At 54.0% G+C, this 15,622-nt stretch carries 15 protein-coding genes; 3 read left to right on the top strand and 12 right to left on the bottom strand.

Translation table 11 applies throughout. The features are described 5' to 3' along the window. Positions 1-416: 416 nt before the first annotated feature. Positions 417-1,616 carry a tyrosine--tRNA ligase gene (gene tyrS / locus LG198_RS09920; protein WP_230343008.1) on the bottom strand — a complete coding sequence of 400 codons (1,200 nt, stop codon included), beginning with the start codon at positions 1,614-1,616 and terminating at the stop codon, positions 417-419. 107 nt (positions 1,617-1,723) lie between these two features. Here tyrS and LG198_RS09915 point away from each other — a divergent pair, with 107 nt between their 5' ends. Genes LG198_RS09915 through gltA form a run of 3 tightly spaced genes read left to right on the top strand, consistent with a single transcriptional unit; the run spans position 1,724 to position 5,520 of the window. Next, positions 1,724-3,070, top strand: coding sequence for a peptidoglycan DD-metalloendopeptidase family protein (locus LG198_RS09915; protein ID WP_230343007.1), 1,347 nt, complete (start codon positions 1,724-1,726; stop codon positions 3,068-3,070). Between the two features lie 16 nt (positions 3,071-3,086). After that, positions 3,087-4,193: an anhydro-N-acetylmuramic acid kinase gene (locus LG198_RS09910; protein ID WP_230343006.1), complete on the top strand. Its 1,107-nt coding sequence runs from the start codon at positions 3,087-3,089 to the stop codon at positions 4,191-4,193. A gap of 34 nt (positions 4,194-4,227) precedes the next feature. Next, positions 4,228-5,520 carry a citrate synthase gene (gene gltA / locus LG198_RS09905; protein WP_230343005.1) on the top strand — a complete coding sequence of 431 codons (1,293 nt, stop codon included), beginning with the start codon at positions 4,228-4,230 and terminating at the stop codon, positions 5,518-5,520. 65 nt (positions 5,521-5,585) lie between these two features. Here the strand turns inward: gltA and erpA are convergent, their stop codons facing one another. The 11 genes from erpA to LG198_RS09850 form a co-directional block, all read right to left on the bottom strand. Further along, positions 5,586-5,939, bottom strand: a complete 354-nt coding sequence (gene erpA, locus LG198_RS09900) for an iron-sulfur cluster insertion protein ErpA (protein ID WP_230343004.1) — start codon at positions 5,937-5,939, stop codon at positions 5,586-5,588. 52 nt (positions 5,940-5,991) lie between these two features. Then, complete coding sequence (locus LG198_RS09895) at positions 5,992-6,396, bottom strand: bactofilin family protein (protein WP_230343003.1); 405 nt, start codon at positions 6,394-6,396, stop codon at positions 5,992-5,994. 35 nt (positions 6,397-6,431) lie between these two features. Then, a complete protein-coding gene (locus LG198_RS09890) occupies positions 6,432-7,127 on the bottom strand; it encodes a DUF6776 family protein (RefSeq protein WP_230343002.1) in 696 nt (231 codons plus the stop codon). A gap of 3 nt (positions 7,128-7,130) precedes the next feature. Beyond that, a complete protein-coding gene (argC, locus tag LG198_RS09885; protein WP_230343001.1) occupies positions 7,131-8,168 on the bottom strand; it encodes an N-acetyl-gamma-glutamyl-phosphate reductase in 1,038 nt (345 codons plus the stop codon). A gap of 138 nt (positions 8,169-8,306) precedes the next feature. Further along, positions 8,307-8,699 (bottom strand): 30S ribosomal protein S9, encoded by a 393-nt coding sequence (rpsI, locus tag LG198_RS09880; RefSeq protein ID WP_230343000.1) that lies wholly within the window; start codon positions 8,697-8,699, stop codon positions 8,307-8,309. Between the two features lie 12 nt (positions 8,700-8,711). Next, on the bottom strand, positions 8,712-9,152 hold the full coding sequence (gene rplM, locus LG198_RS09875; RefSeq protein ID WP_230342999.1) for a 50S ribosomal protein L13: 441 nt from the start codon (positions 9,150-9,152) through the stop codon (positions 8,712-8,714). Between the two features lie 219 nt (positions 9,153-9,371). After that, complete coding sequence (gene ubiA, locus LG198_RS09870) at positions 9,372-10,241, bottom strand: 4-hydroxybenzoate octaprenyltransferase (RefSeq protein WP_230342998.1); 870 nt, start codon at positions 10,239-10,241, stop codon at positions 9,372-9,374. Further along, positions 10,238-10,804: a chorismate--pyruvate lyase family protein gene (locus LG198_RS09865; protein WP_230342997.1), complete on the bottom strand. Its 567-nt coding sequence runs from the start codon at positions 10,802-10,804 to the stop codon at positions 10,238-10,240. The genes ubiA and LG198_RS09865 overlap by 4 nt, the downstream gene beginning before the upstream one ends. A 12-nt stretch (positions 10,805-10,816) precedes the next feature. Then, entirely contained in the window at positions 10,817-12,877 is a 2,061-nt protein-coding gene (recG, locus tag LG198_RS09860) for an ATP-dependent DNA helicase RecG (protein ID WP_230342996.1), read from the bottom strand. Between the two features lie 45 nt (positions 12,878-12,922). Continuing rightward, entirely contained in the window at positions 12,923-13,309 is a 387-nt protein-coding gene (locus tag LG198_RS09855; RefSeq protein WP_011478419.1) for a RidA family protein, read from the bottom strand. A gap of 61 nt (positions 13,310-13,370) precedes the next feature. Beyond that, positions 13,371-15,593, bottom strand: a complete 2,223-nt coding sequence (locus LG198_RS09850; protein WP_230342995.1) for a RelA/SpoT family protein — start codon at positions 15,591-15,593, stop codon at positions 13,371-13,373. Positions 15,594-15,622: the final 29 nt, after the last annotated feature.

The raw sequence follows: 15,622 nt of genomic DNA, 5'->3' as shown, positions 1-15,622 counted from the left end.
AGGGGCGCATTATACAGACCTCTTCATTCCGGTCAAGCTAGTTTCGAATTTATTTTACAATCAACTCAACACCAACTTCGCTAACACCACCATCCTCTAGCGAGCCGCGCATTTTACAGTTTCTTTCGAACCGGTCAAGCTATTTTTGAAACTAATTTCAAACCGCTTAACTGCACTTCACTTTCTCAAGCGAGCCGCGCATTTTACAGACCTTTTTTACTTGGTCAAGGGGAATTTTCTTACTGCCTGATTCCCTTGCTAGCCGCACCGTTGAAGCGAGGTGCGCATTCTACGTCTTCACAGAATTTGGTCAAGCGTTTTATCGCACTGTTACAAATAAATTACAATCTTAACCAGCTTCGCAGTCTGACGATTTGTATATACACTCAAATGCTACATATATAGAACACCGCACGTTAGCCACGACTAACGGTAATGCGTGCAAACTTACGCTTGCCAACCTGAGCTACCACGCTACCCGCCTGCACCTGCAAGTTTCTATCCAAGACCTTCTCGCTATCGAGCTTCACGCCACCCTGCTCTATCATACGGAAAGCTTCTGAAGTGCTTGCCACCAAACCCGCTTGCTTCAACAGGGGGCCAATCGCAATCGCGGACTCCTGAATCACCACACTGACCTCCGGCACATCATCAGGAATCCCGCCTTTGGCGCGTAATTCAAAATCAGCCAATGCATCAATCGCGGCCTGCCTATTATGAAAGCGGGTCACAATCTCTTGCGCAAAACGCACCTTGATATTGCGCGGATTCTCACCTGACGCTATGGCGGCACGCCATTGCGCCACAGTCGCAATCGATTCAAATGACAATAAATCTATGTAGCGCCACATCAATTCATCCGAAACGGACATCAACTTACTAAATATAGTATTGGCCGGCTCGGCGATACCTATATAGTTACCCAGCGACTTGGACATCTTGTTGACTCCGTCCAACCCTTCAAGCAATGGCACGGTCAATACAGACTGCGGCGCCTGTCCATGATGCTTTTGCAACTCACGCCCCATTAACAAGTTGAAGCGCTGATCAGTCCCGCCCAGCTCAATATCAGCTTTCAATGCAACCGAGTCATAGCCCTGCAACAAAGGGTACAGGAACTCATGAATCGCAATCGGCTGATTGCTCTTGTAACGCTTTTCGAAATCATCACGCTCAAGCATGCGTGCCACAGTATGCGTTGCCGCAAGCTTCAGCATGCCGGCAGCGCCAAGCTCATTAATCCAGCTTGAGTTAAAAACCACCTCTGTTTGCTCAGGCTTGAGTATTTTGAATACCTGTTCCTGATAAGTCTGGGCATTGATCTGCACCTGCTCAGCACTCAATGGCGGACGGGTAGCACTTTTGCCCGTGGGATCGCCAATCATGCCAGTGAAATCACCGATCAGGAAAAGCACCTGGTGGCCCAGATCCTGGAACTGGCGCAATTTGTTAATCAATACGGCATGCCCCAAGTGCAAGTCAGGTGCCGTGGGATCAAAACCCGCTTTCACCTTTAAAGGTTGTCCTCGCTTGAGCTTATCGATTAACTCCTGCTCACCGATCAGGTCATCGATACCACGCTTGATCAGCGCCAAATCGTCGTTCAAATTCGCCATATATGATAAATATCCGTATCTTAGAGTGCTTTTTTGCCTTCACCATGCAGAATTTTTCTGTTAGCATGCCTCATCGTTGATTTGTAAAAGTAATGAGGTAGCCACCAGTGCAGCAGACTGAGCAGAGCCAAAAGGAAGTTATTTTAACGCAAAACCCCGCATTAAAAGAACGTAAGCTGCGCCTGCGATGGTTGCTTGCCATTTCCAGCCTTCCCTTGTTTGGCATCATTACTGCCTTCGGTATTGCGCCGCAAACCTCCACTCAGGACATTGCCATCTCCACAATTGTGGAAGACATTGAGTTGCCTGAAATTTATTCGCCACTTGTTTCAGAAAATCCTGAAAGCGAGAATTACTGGCAAGCCGACCAAGTGCGCCGTGATGACACGCTTGCCAGCCTGATGGCACGGCTAAATGTGCAAAATGGCGATGCACTAGATTTCCTGCGTCGGAACCCAGATGCCAGTGCGCTGGCCTCCCAGCTCCGACCGGGACGCTCCATCCAGGCCCAGGTAAACGCCAACGGCGAGCTACTTAAGCTGCAATACCAACTCAGCCCCACCTCCACACTGACAGTTGAACGTACAGACTCCGGTTACCAAGCCAAGACTGGCGAACCGATTCTGGAAGTCCACAATATATTGAAAACCGCCGAGATCAGAAGCTCTCTTTTCGCAGCTACCGATGCAGCAGACATTCCAGATTCCGTCGCCATCCAAATAGCGGAGATATTCTCTTCCGATATCGACTTCCACTCCGACCTGCGCAAAGGCGACCGTTTCGTCGTGATTTACGAAGCGAAGTACAACAACGGCAACCTGGTCAACACCGGGCAAGTGCTCGCAGCAGAGTTCACTAACCAGGGTAAAACTTATAAAGCGGTCATGTATCGCAACCCCGAAGGCAAAGTGGCCTACTACACACCAGAGGGCAAGAGCCTGCATAAGTCCTTCCTGCGTTCACCACTGGAATTCACACGGATCAGTTCCGGCTTTACCATGGGCCGCTTTCACCCTATTCTGCAGAAAATGCGTGCACACAAGGGCGTGGACCTGGCGGCACCTATCGGAACCCGCATCAAGGCGCCTGCTGACGGCGTAGTGAAGTTTGTCGGGGTCAAAGGCGGTTATGGCAATGTCATTTATTTGCAGCACACCGGCGGCGTTACTACAGTGTATGGGCACCTTTCCCGCTTCGCGTCTGGCCTGCGTAATGGCATGAAGGTATCGCAAGGGGAGATAATCGGTCATGTTGGCATGACCGGCATGGCCACAGGCCCGCACTTGCACTATGAATTCATGCTCAACGGCGTCCATAGAGACCCGCTCAAAGTTGCCCTGCCTGCAGCACAGCCGCTTGCACCGCAATACCAGGCTGATTTCCTCGCACATAGTGCCAACCTGACTGCCCAACTGCAACTACTGAGTGCAAGCACTTTAGCCTCACTTGATTAGGGTCTAGTCGACCCTAATGCCGCCTGAGCTTTTTATTGGCCTGATGTCGGGCACCAGCCTGGATGGTACCGATAGTGTGATTGCTGCGCTGGATAACCGGCAGTGCCAAGTCATACAACAACAATTCACACCCTTTCCCCTTAAGCTGAAACAGCAGTTGCTCGCCTTGCATGATCAAGGCGACAATGAGCTTGAAACCACAGCGCTCGTCAGCAATCAACTCAGCCAGCTATACGCTGAGAATATTGCGGCACTTTTGAATGCGGCCCAAATTCTACCCAGCGCGATTCGTGCCATCGGCTGCCACGGACAGACCATACGCCACCGTCCGGAATTGGGTTTTACCCTGCAAATCGGCAATCCATCATTACTCGCAGAGCTCAGTGGCATCAGCGTGGTTGCCGATTTCCGCAGCCGGGATATTGCCGCAGGGGGGCATGGCGCGCCACTAGTGCCTGCTTTCCACGCGGCGATCTTTGCGCATCCCGAGCAGCACCGGGCGGTACTCAATATCGGCGGCATTGCCAATCTTACCAACCTGCCACCAGCGGGAGGCGCTGTTACCGGCTTTGATACCGGGCCCGGCAATATGCTGATGGATGCTTGGATCAACAAGCATCAGGGCAAGGATTACGATACGGATGGAAGCTGGGCAGCCACAGGCAAGCTAGTCCCAAATCTGTTTCACCGCATGCTGGCAGAGCCTTTTTTCAGCATGGCGCCGCCCAAAAGCACCGGACGCGATACATTTAATCTATCCTGGATTGAGCAACTATTGCACCAGATTAATGACAAATATCAGCCACAAGATGTGCAGCGCACCCTTTTGGAACTGACGGCGATTTCAATCGCCATGGCAGTGACACAATATTGCGGTAATGTTGACGAGCTATATGTATGCGGCGGGGGGGCTTATAATAGCGCGTTGCTGCAACGTTTGCGGCAATTGCTGCCAGCAGTGACAATCAGGCTCAGTGATACTCTCGGACTTGCTGTCAATGCCGTGGAAGCTGCCGCCTTTGCCTGGCTGGCAAAACAAACACTGGACGGACTGCCTGGCAATCTGCCCGCCGTCACTGGCGCGCGCGGTCCGAGAATACTTGGCGCAGTTTATGCTGCGTAATTTGTAACCATTCAACCATCTTGATTCCGGAATTATGAAACCAAGCAAAGTCACACTTACTTTCGATGATGGTTCCGCACCAATCGAACTGCCTATTCTGCCCGGCAAGCTGGGACCCAGCGTGATTGATATCCGCTCCCTGGGCAAGCATGGATACTTCACCTATGACCCAGGCTTCCTGTCGACAGCATCCTGCGACTCCAACATCACTTATATTGATGGCGAGCAAGGCTTGTTGTTCTATCGCGGCTACCCGATAGAACAGCTGGCAGAGCATTCAGACTTTATGGAGGTCTGTTACCTGCTGATGCATGGTGAGCTGCCTAATGCTGAGCAGAAAACTAAGTTTACCAATATCATCACCCGCCACAGCATGGTGCATGACCAGCTTACGCATATCTTCCGCGGATTCCGCCGCGATGCGCACCCGATGGCGGTCATGGTGGGCGTGGTTGGTTCAATGTCAGCCTTTTACCATGAGGCAATTGATGTCAGCAACCCAAAAAACCGCGAGTTCGCAGCGCACCGCCTGTTGGCCAAGGTGCCAACAATCGCCGCCTGGAGCTATAAATACAATGTAGGCCAACCCTTCATGTATCCGCAGAACCGCTTCAACTATGCGGAAAACTTCATGCACATGATGTTTGCCACGCCTTGCGAGGACTACGAACCCAACCCGGTGCTTTCCAAGGCATTCGAGCGCATCTTGATCCTGCATGCAGACCACGAGCAGAATGCCTCCACCTCGACAGTGCGCCTGGCCGGTTCAAGTGGTGCCAATCCATTCGCCTGTGTAGCCGCTGGTATTGCCTCGCTGTGGGGTCCGGCCCATGGCGGGGCCAATGAAGCCACATTGAAGATGCTGGAAGAAATCGGCGATGTCAGCCGTATTGGCGAATACATCAAGCGCGCCAAGGACAAGACCGACTCTTTCCGCCTGATGGGTTTTGGTCATCGCGTTTACCGCAATATGGACCCGCGCGCCGCCATCATGCGTCAGACCTGCCACCAGGTACTCGATGAACTGGGGCTGCACGACGACCCGATGTTCAAGCTGGCATTGGAACTGGAAAAGATTGCGCTGGAAGACGAATATTTTGTCAGCCGTCAGCTTTACCCCAATGTAGATTTCTATTCCGGCATTGTCATGCGCGCAATGGGTATCCCCAATTCAATGTTCACCGCCATTTTTGCGCTGGCACGTACGGTCGGCTGGGTAGCGCAGTGGAATGAAATGATGTCCGATCCCGGCTCAAAGATCGGCCGCCCGCGCCAGCTTTATACTGGCTCGGAACGTCGTGACTTTGTGCCATTGAATCAGCGTTAAAGCGATTTAAGCGCAAACAAAAAGGGGCCAGTGGCCCCTTTTGTTTTATTTTATCACTCAACTTTTTAAGCTGAAAAGGATGACCCGCAGCCACAAGTAGTAGTCGCGTTCGGATTGCGAATCACGAACTGGGAACCCTGCAAACTATCCTGATAATCGATCTCCGCACCGACCAAATATTGCAAGCTCATCGGGTCGATCAGCAAGGTCACACTGTCTTTTTGCACTTGGGTATCGTCTTCATTCACGGTTTCTTCAAACGTAAAACCATACTGGAAGCCCGAGCAACCACCGCCGCTGACAAACACGCGCAGCTTGAGATCTGGCGAACCTTCCTCGTCAATCAACTCCTTGACCTTACGCGCTGCATTGTCAGTAAAAACCAGCGGGCTTAGGATTTCTTCTGTCACTGCATTCATAGTTAACTCCTTACATTAATTGAATTCATTATCCTGCGCCATCATCAGGCGGTCAATTGTTATTCCCTGGAATAATGGGACCGCTTGCTTGCTCGCCATCACCGAGATGCACCAGATTTCCTTCTACAATCGCGCCAGTATGGATTTCCAGGGATTTGTAATACACGTCACCTTTGATTCTGGATTTGGCCAATAATTCAAGATATTGACTGGAGCGTACAGGTCCTTGCACCTCGCCATTCAGTACCACCCTGGCAACCGTCACCGCTCCCTCGATCCGCCCTTGTTCGCTCAATACCAGCATTCCAGGCGTATTGGATGACTCATTCACGTCACCCTTGATCTGCCCGTCTACGCGCAATCCACCACTGAACGTGATGTTGCCTTCCAGACGGGTATCCGTGCTGATCAAGGTATCAATCCTGCTCTGGTGTTTGTTCTTGTTCCTGGAAAACATGCATATCCTTTTGATTTGACAATGCGCAATCCTGATTATTCAGGCAAGTCTACCTTTTGACTAATATTGGGCTGCTTGGCCCCACTTTCAAGAAAACTCACCTCAATCGCCTCAACCACGACATCCTGAGGCAGACTGAAACTGCCGCTCAGGCGCTGATAATAACGGAAGTTCACTTTAGCCTGTTCTACCTTGAGCGGAATGATAAATTCCTGGCCTTCCTGATTGCTACCATGCAAGGCAAACTTGACATCACCCTGGACTGACTTGCTGTGCGCTCCCTGTTGCGAGAGCACCAGGTGGTAATCATACTCTGCTGGCGATTTGCCTTTTTCCAGCTTGACCTGGTTCATTCTCACCCGGTCTCCGCCTGAATTTTCCTCGAGTATGCTCTGGTAGAAAGCGACATTCTCCTTAAGCTTGATGCTTTCCTCCTGCACGCTGGCCAATTCCCGGGCAAGGTTTTCCTGCGCTGCCTGCTGTACCTGTAGCTGACGCTCGGCAAATACGACCTTTGCCAACAGCTCCTGATCGGTCAATTCAGGTTTGGAGACAAAAGGCGGGCTAAGTTTGCCTCCGACAGTGAAATGCCAATACGCCAGCGCATACCCCATCGACACCAGTATCAGCGCAGCCAATACCTGCCAATACCAGGCACGGTGTGATTTTATCGCTACGCGCTTGGTTGGTTTATTGAAATGGCGCTTGAACCGGCGCGATAAACGTCTCATGAATTAGGGCAGCAAGGGCACGATTTCAAGCCCAGTACGCTCGTCCAACCCAAACATGATATTCAGATTCTGTACCGCCTGCCCGGCTGCCCCCTTGACCAAGTTGTCTATGACCGAAAGAATGACGACAATATCGTCACCCTGAGGCCGGTGGATCGCAATGCGACACTGGTTGGAGCCACGCACGGAACGTGTTTCAGGATGCGAACCCACGGGCAGCACATCGACAAACCGCTCTGCCGCATAACGTTGTTCATAAAGCGCTTGCAGGTCAATATCACTGGTCAGCCTGGCATAAAGCGTGGCATGGATACCACGGATCAGCGGCGTCAGGTGCGGCACGAACGTCAGGCCGACCTCCTGCCCGCCCATGGTCGCCAGCCCTTGCCGGATTTCTGGCAGGTGGCGATGGCCGCCCACCCCATAAGCCTTGAAATTATCACCCGCCTCGGCAAACAGGGTATGCACCTCCGCCTTGCGGCCCGCGCCACTGACGCCAGACTTGGCATCGGCGATCAAGTGCTGGCTGTCCACGACACCAGCTTCAAGCAACGGCAGAAAGCCCAGTTGCACCGCAGTCGGATAGCATCCTGGATTGGCAAGCACTCGCGCATGGCGGATTGCCTCGCGGTTCTGCTCCGGTAGCCCATACACCGCTTCCTGCAGCAGTTCAGGACAGGCATGCGTCATGCTGTACCACTGTTCCCAGACTTTCACATCGCGGATACGGAAATCGGCAGCAAGATCAATCACGCGAACACCCTCATCCAGCAATGCGCGCGTCTGCTGCATGGCCACACCGTTAGGCGTGGCAAAAAATACGACATCACAGTCAGCAAGGCCGGCGTTGGCCGGATCGCTGAATTTGAGGTCGATATAACCGCGCAGGCTGGGATACATATCCGCGACCGGCATCCCTGCCTCGCTACGCGAGGTAATCGCTACCAACTCGACATCAGGGTGCAATGCCAGGATACGCAGCAGTTCTACACCGGTATATCCCGTGCCACCGACAATCCCCGCCTTTATTCTATCTGCCATTGTTCATTCACCTTCCGGCCATCGCGATGGCGCCAACTGCAAAGAATTCAATAGTAACAAAACGCGATTGCATTTTGAAAACCTGAAAAGAAAAAAGCCGCAACAAGTGCGGCTTTTCTGAACTGCAATACGTAAAGCTTAGCGCTTGGAGAATTGCTTGCGACGGCGAGCCTTGCGGAGGCCAACCTTCTTACGTTCAACTTCACGTGCATCACGGGTCACGAAGCCTGCCTTGGACAGGGCGCCCTTCAATGCGGTGTCGTAATCGATCAGGGCACGGGTAATGCCGTGACGCACTGCACCTGCCTGGCCAGACTCGCCACCACCGCTCACATTCACAAGAATGTCAAAGCTTGCTTGGTTCTCGGTCAGCGCCAGAGGCTGGCGAAGCACCATGCGGGAAGTCTCGCGGGAGAAATATTCGTCTGCAGGCTTGTCGTTGACAACGATGTTGCCACTGCCGGCCTTGAGGAATACACGGGCTACCGAACTCTTGCGGCGGCCTGTGCCGTAGTTGTATTTACCAATCATCGCTGCTTATCCTTACGCTTGACTTTGGATTACCAATGGTTGCGGCTGTTGCGCAACATGGTCATGCTTTTCACCAGCATACACCTTGAGCTTGCGGAACATGGCGTAACCCAGTGGGCCCTTTGGCAGCATACCCTTAACCGCCTTTTCCAGGGCACGGCCTGGGAAACGCTCTTGCATCTTGCCAAATGTTGTTGTGGAGATACCGCCTGGGTAACCGCTATGGCGGTGGTACTTCTTGTCCAGCGCCTTGTTGCCAGTTACCTTGATCTTGTCGGCATTGACCACAACGATGTAATCGCCCGTATCAACGTGCGGTGTGTAAATAGTTTTATGCTTGCCACGCAGGCGGTGCGCAATTTCACTCGCCAAACGGCCCAGCACCAAATCCGTAGCATCTACTACGAACCAGTCGCGCTTTACTTCATGCGCTTTTGCAGAAAAGGTCTTCATCGGACAAACCAATATTCGCTGAAAAAATTAAGAGGCGGATTGTAAGTCAAGGTCTTGCGCTTTGTCAAACATTTATGAGATGGATTTTCCAATCCGCATAGATACTTAAAACTTGTTATACAAGTTTTGAATTCAAACTTGGAACAAGGCGGGTCGCCGCAGGTAGCAAAGTACGACAAAGCAGAGCAACAACGCCAGGAGAATTTTGTTAGTGGCTCTTTAAAGATACTCGCTAGCGATTACCCCGGCAAAGATAACTGCGCCAAGCCAGTTGTTATGCAAAAACGCCTTGAAACATGCTTTGCGGTCACGACCACGAATCAAGGAGTAATGATACACCGCAATTGATGCCGCGATGACCAGCCCGGTAAAATAAGGCCATGCCTGTTGCAGACGCATGCCCACCCATGCCATCAACAGCAGAAATACGGCATAGCAAATCATGACGGCCAGTATGTCCAGGCGCCCGAAAAAGATGGCCGAAGACCGTATGCCAATCTTGAGGTCGTCGTTGCGGTCCACCATGGCATATTCAGTATCATAGGCGACTGCCCAGAATACGTTGGCGAGCAGCATGACCCAGGCCTCAAATGGCAACTGGCCTGTAATGGCGGCAAACGCCATCGGGATGCCGAAGCCGAAAGCGATGCCAAGATAGGCCTGTGGGATCGACAGGAATCGCTTGGTCAGCGGGTAACTGGCAGCTAGAAACAAGGCCGGAAACGACAAGGCAACGACCAAGGCATTCAGCTGCAATACCAGCACAAACGCCACCAGGCTCAATACACCCGCCAGCAGCAAGGCTTCCTTGACGCTTACCTCACCGGTTACCAAGGGACGTTGACGCGTGCGCTCCACATGACCGTCAAAGTTGCGGTCAGCCAGGTCGTTCATGACACAACCTGCAGAACGCATCAGCACCGTACCGGCAATGAACACGAACAATACCAGGGAACCGGGCCAGCCCGGACTCGCAAGCCACAATCCCCACAAGGTAGGCCACAACAACAGCAAAATGCCGATCGGCTTGTCCAGCCTGGTCAACCGGGAATAAGCGCGGAGTTTTTGCAGAATAAGCGTTGGGTTCATTTACTTGATTGTGGATTAAGGTTCAACACAGCGGGAAGGAATAACTCCGTCACTAGCACGGCACTCTGCCCAAGCCTAAATACGGAGCGCCTTGCCCACACCGGCCCCGAGATTCCTGGCATATGAAACGCCGCCCTCCGGTAAAGAAAATGCTGTGGTGAAAGTTTCTTGTATTGCAGCACGCTGCGGCACATGCGCGGATCGGCAAACAAGGCGCTCCCCAGCGAATGATTACCCAATCGCCCCAGGCTACGCCAGGCGCCACGCATTGCACGCCCGGGCAAGACACTGTGCGCAAAGACGACAGCGCTGCCGTCGCAGCGCAGCATCACGTCACGCAGCAAGGTGTGCTGCCGGGACAGCGACTGCAATAACCTTGTCTCTGGAAAAGGTGGCTTTCGACTCGCCACACTCAAGGGTTGCACGGCAAATACGGCACTATGTTGTTGTAAACGCCGGGTCAATGAGCCTCGCTCAATCAACCAGGGACGGTAACGCAAGCTGCCGACTGGCTGCCTGAGCCAGCGGTCGCGCATCTGCGGAAAATGGGCAAAGACTTTCACCTCGCAATTATCTCAGACTTTGACCAACTCTTCCGCATGGCCGAGCCAGCGCGCCAAATGTGCCTCTGCCGCCTTGGGTTCGCGCGCCAGCAAATCCGCAGCAATATCACGCGCCGCCTCGAGCAAGTCCTGGTCGCGTTCGAGATCCGCAATCCTGAGCATGGGTGCACCACTCTGCCGTATCCCCATGAATTCCCCAGGCCCGCGCAATGCCAGGTCAGCCTGGGCTATGGCAAAGCCATCGCTGGACTCGTAAATAATCTTCAGCCGTGCACGCGCCGTTTCTGACAACTTGCCATCCTGGTAAAGCAAAATGCAACTACTCTTGGCCGCGCCGCGCCCGACACGCCCACGCAATTGATGCAACTGGGCCAGCCCCATGCGCTCTGCATGCTCTATCACCATCAGGCTCGCATTCGGCACGTCCACGCCGACTTCAATCACGGTGGTTGCCACCAGTAGCTGGGTTTCGCCTGCACTGAATGCCGCCATTACCGCCTGCTTCTCGGCAGGTTTCATACGGCCGTGCACCAGCCCCACCCGCAACCGCGGGAAGGCCGCCTGGAGGTTCTCATAAGTGTCCGTCACGGTTTGCAGTTGCAAGGCCTCGGATTCCTCGATCAAGGGGCAGACCCAATAAGCCTGCTGGCCCGCCATGCAGGCTTGCTGCACACGCTCCAGCACTTCGTCGCGCCGCGCGTCGGACACCAGGCGGGTGACTATCGGCGTGCGCCCGGGCGGCAGCTCGTCTATGACCGAGACATCCAGGTCAGCAAAATAGCTCATGGACAGGGTACGCGGAATAGGCGTCGCGCTCATCATCAATTGATGCGGCTGCCCGCCCTTTTGCCGCAGGGAAAGGCGTTGCTGTACGCCGAAGCGGTGTTGCTCATCGACAATCGCCAAGGCCAGGCGTTGAAACACGACCTGCTCCTGGAACAAGGCATGGGTGCCAATCACCAGTTGCGCCTGGCCCTCGGCCACGGCAGCCAACATCTCGCGCCGCTCCTTCTTGCCCTGGCTGCCTGACAGCCAGGCAACATTGATGCCCAGGGGCACCAGCCACGCCTGCATCTTCTGGTAATGCTGTTCGGCAAGAATCTCGGTAGGCGCCATGATCGCAGCCTGCCAGCCATTCTCGATCGCCTGCAAGGCAGCCATGGCTGCGACTATGGTCTTGCCGCTGCCTACATCGCCTTGCAACAGGCGCTGCATGGGATGCGGCTGCTCCAGGTCGCGGCCGATTTCCAATGCCACGCGCTGCTGCGCCTGTGTCAGGACAAATGGCAGGCTGCGCAACAAGGCAGTGACCAGTTTGCGTGATGGCGCCAATGCAGGGGCGCCCTGGTGCTTGCGTCTTGCGTGGTGCTTGCGCATGGAAAGCTGCTGGGCGAGCAACTCATCAAATGCCAGCCGCCGCCAGGCCGGATGGTCGCGCGATTCCAAGGTGGCAAGATCAACCTCGGGGGTTGGATGGTGCAAGCTATGCAGGCTATCGGCAAAGGCCGGCAAGTAAAGCTGCTGGTAAATGCGTTGCGGCAGAATTTCTGCCATATCGGCCTGCTGCAATGCCCAGGCAATCCACTTGCGCAAGGTTGCCTGGCTCAAGCCGGCAGTCGTCGGGTATAACGGCGTCAAGGCATCCGCCACCGGGGCATCTTCATCTGCTTGCTTGCATTGCGGATGCACCATTTCCCAGCCGAAAAATCCTCCCCGCACCTCGCCAAAGGCACGAATGTGACTACCTTCCTTGAGGCTCGCCACCTGGCTGGGATAAAAATGCAGGAAACGCAGCACCAGCTGTCCTGTGCCATCGCGTAACCGGCAGATCAATGCTTTTCGCGGACGGTATTGCACCTCGGCATGCACGATCTCCCCCTGCACCTGGGCCTGCTCGCCAGTGCGGAGCTCACGGATCGGCGTGATGCGGGTTTCGTCGAGATAACGCAGGGGCAAGTGCAACAACAAGCCCTGCAAGTTGAATATGCCAAGCTTAGCAAGGCGACCCTGCAAGGCAGGGGTGATGCCTTTGATACCATCAAGCTTGGTATTGGCGGGTAATTTGGACGCCATGACCTTGAGGTAAAGACTGATCCTGGCGTGGGTTATGCTAAGTAATTAAGCACCAATCTCCAGGACGCCATCAGCCTCTACCAAGGCGTTTCTTGGCAATTGGGCGACACCAACTGCGGCACGTGCGGGATAAGGCTGGGTGAAATATTCGGCCATGATGGTGTTCACCAGCGCAAAGTGGGATAAATCGGTCAGGAAGATATTGAGCTTGACCACATCCGCCAGCGAACCACCCGCAGCTTCAGCCACTGCCTTGAGATTCTTGAAGACGCGGTGCACTTGTGCTTCGATACCATCCACCAACTCCATAGTGGCGGGGTCAAGACCAATCTGGCCAGACAGATACACTGTGCTGCCGTTGACCTTGACTGCCTGGGAATAGGTGCCGATTGCCTGTGGAGCGCCATCGGTATGGATGATTTGCTTTGCCATGAATCTCTCCTGAAACTTTGGTTTGAAAGTATGATTAATCTGGTTAATGAAGCGCGTAGCGTTACTGGACTCTCTGCTCCGCCCCGCTTCCCTTGACGCGGTTGATGCGCACCACGTCTGGAATCTTGCGTAACCGGCGCATCAATTCGGCGAGATGAATGCGGTTTTCCACCTGTACGGTGAAGTTCATATTGGTATAGGTGCTGTTGTCCGCCTCTTCCATGCTCACATTGTCGATATTCGAGCCGGCCTCGGCAATCCCGGAGGCGATTTTTGCCAGCATGCCGCGCCGGTTGGCCACCACCAGCTTGAGGCTGACCTTGTAGAGCCGGTGGCCTTGCGGATCCCATTCCACATCCAGCCACTTGTCAGGATCAAGGCGGAATTTACGTATCGCCGGACAATCATGGGTATGGATGACCAGCCCCTTGTCCTTGTTGATAAAGCCGAGGATAGGATCACCCGGGATAGGCCGGCAGCATTGGGCAAATTGCACTGCCATGCCCTCTGAGCCGCGAATCGTGATGGTATCCAGCACCTTGGACGGTAACTTGTGTTGCTCTGCTTCCACTTCATGCTGGCCAGCCTGGACCATCAACTGATGTGCCACCATGACATTCAGACGCTTGCCCAGGCCGATATCCGCCAGGATCTCATCCTTGTTCTTGGCACCGTAATCACGCACCAGGTGCTGCCAGGCGGCATCATCAATTGTCACCGGGTTGGCATGCAATGCGCGCAGGGCTTGGTTGAGCATGCGCTCACCCAGCAATGCGGATTCAGTGGACTGCATGGACTTGAGGTAATGCCGTATGTGGGCGCGCGCCTTGCCGGTCAGCACATAATTGAGCCATGCCGGATTGGGGTGGGCATGCGCTGCCGTGATGATTTCCACATGGTCGCCATTGTGCAGTTCAGTGCGCAATGGCGCCAGCTCCTGGTTGATCTTTACGGCCACGCAGCGGTTGCCGATATCGGTATGCACGGCATAGGCAAAATCCACCGCTGTCGCCCCCTTGGGCAAGGCCATGATCGTGCCCTTGGGCGTGAAGACGTAAACCTCGTCTGGGAACAGGTCAACCTTGAAATGTTCAAGGAACTCCAATGAGTCCGTGCTCTCGCTCTGGATATCCAGCAAGCGTTGCAGCCACTGGTGCGTCTGCTGTTGCAACGCGGTGAGATGGGCATCAGTGGTCTTGTAAAGCCAGTGTGCCGCCACGCCTGCATCGGCAATGTTGTGCATTTCACGGCTGCGGATCTGAACCTCTATCGGCGTACCGAACGGACCGAACAGGGTAGTGTGCAATGACTGGTAGCCATTGGCCTTTGGGATGGCAATATAGTCCTTGAACTTGCCCGGAATCGGCTTGTAAAGCCCGTGCAGCACGCCAAGCGTGGTGTAACAGGTAGGCAGGTCGCGCACAACAATGCGGAAGCCATAAATATCGTAGATTTGCGAGAAAGTGACGGTCTTGCCGGTCATCTTTCTGTAGATGCTATAGAGATGCTTCTCGCGTCCAGTGACCTCGGCATCAATGTGATATTCCTTCAGGCGCTGGTTGATCGCATCCAGAATTTTGCCGACCACTTCCTTGCGATTTCCCCGCGCCGCCATGACAGCCTTGGAAATCACACGGTAACGCATCGGGTAGAGATACTTGAAGCTCAAATCCTCCAGGGTCTGGTAGATTTCATTGAGACCCAGACGGTTGGCAATTGGCGCATAGATATCCAGGGTTTCCCGTGCAATGCGCCGTTGCTTTTCGGGCTTCATTACATCCAGCGTGCTCATGTTATGCAAGCGATCAGCCAGCTTGACCAGGATCACGCGCACATCCTGCGACATTGCCAACAGCATCTTGCGGAAATTTTCCGCTTGCGCCTGGGTGGCGCTCTGGAACTCGATCTTGTCGAGTTTGGACAAGCCATCCACCAGCTCGGCTACCTGCTTGCCAAACTTTTCGCCGATTTCCTGCTTGGTGACGCCGGTATCTTCCACCACATCATGCAACAGGGCCGCAATCAGGGTAGGCGGATCGAGATGCAGTTCGGCCAGGATACCGGCCACGGTGACCGGATGGATGACATAGGGCTCACCGCTGCGTCGCACCTGTCCTTCATGAGCGGCTGCGCTGAAACGATAGGCGTCCCAGATATGGTCTATGTCGTCTTGCTTAAGATATTCCCGCAGACGCAGGGTGAGCTGGGAGTCTTCGCTGTCGGCGGGCAGCAAAGGTGGCGGTGAAATTGGTTCGGCTGGTCGTTTGGCAGCGGTCTTGGGCATAAATTCCAGTAATTACTCAACACAAAATA

Source organism: Methylobacillus arboreus, from assembly GCF_020532725.1.
Classification (GTDB): Bacteria; Pseudomonadota; Gammaproteobacteria; order Burkholderiales; family Methylophilaceae; genus Methylobacillus; species Methylobacillus arboreus.
This window is presented reverse-complemented; position numbering and strand designations above follow the sequence as displayed.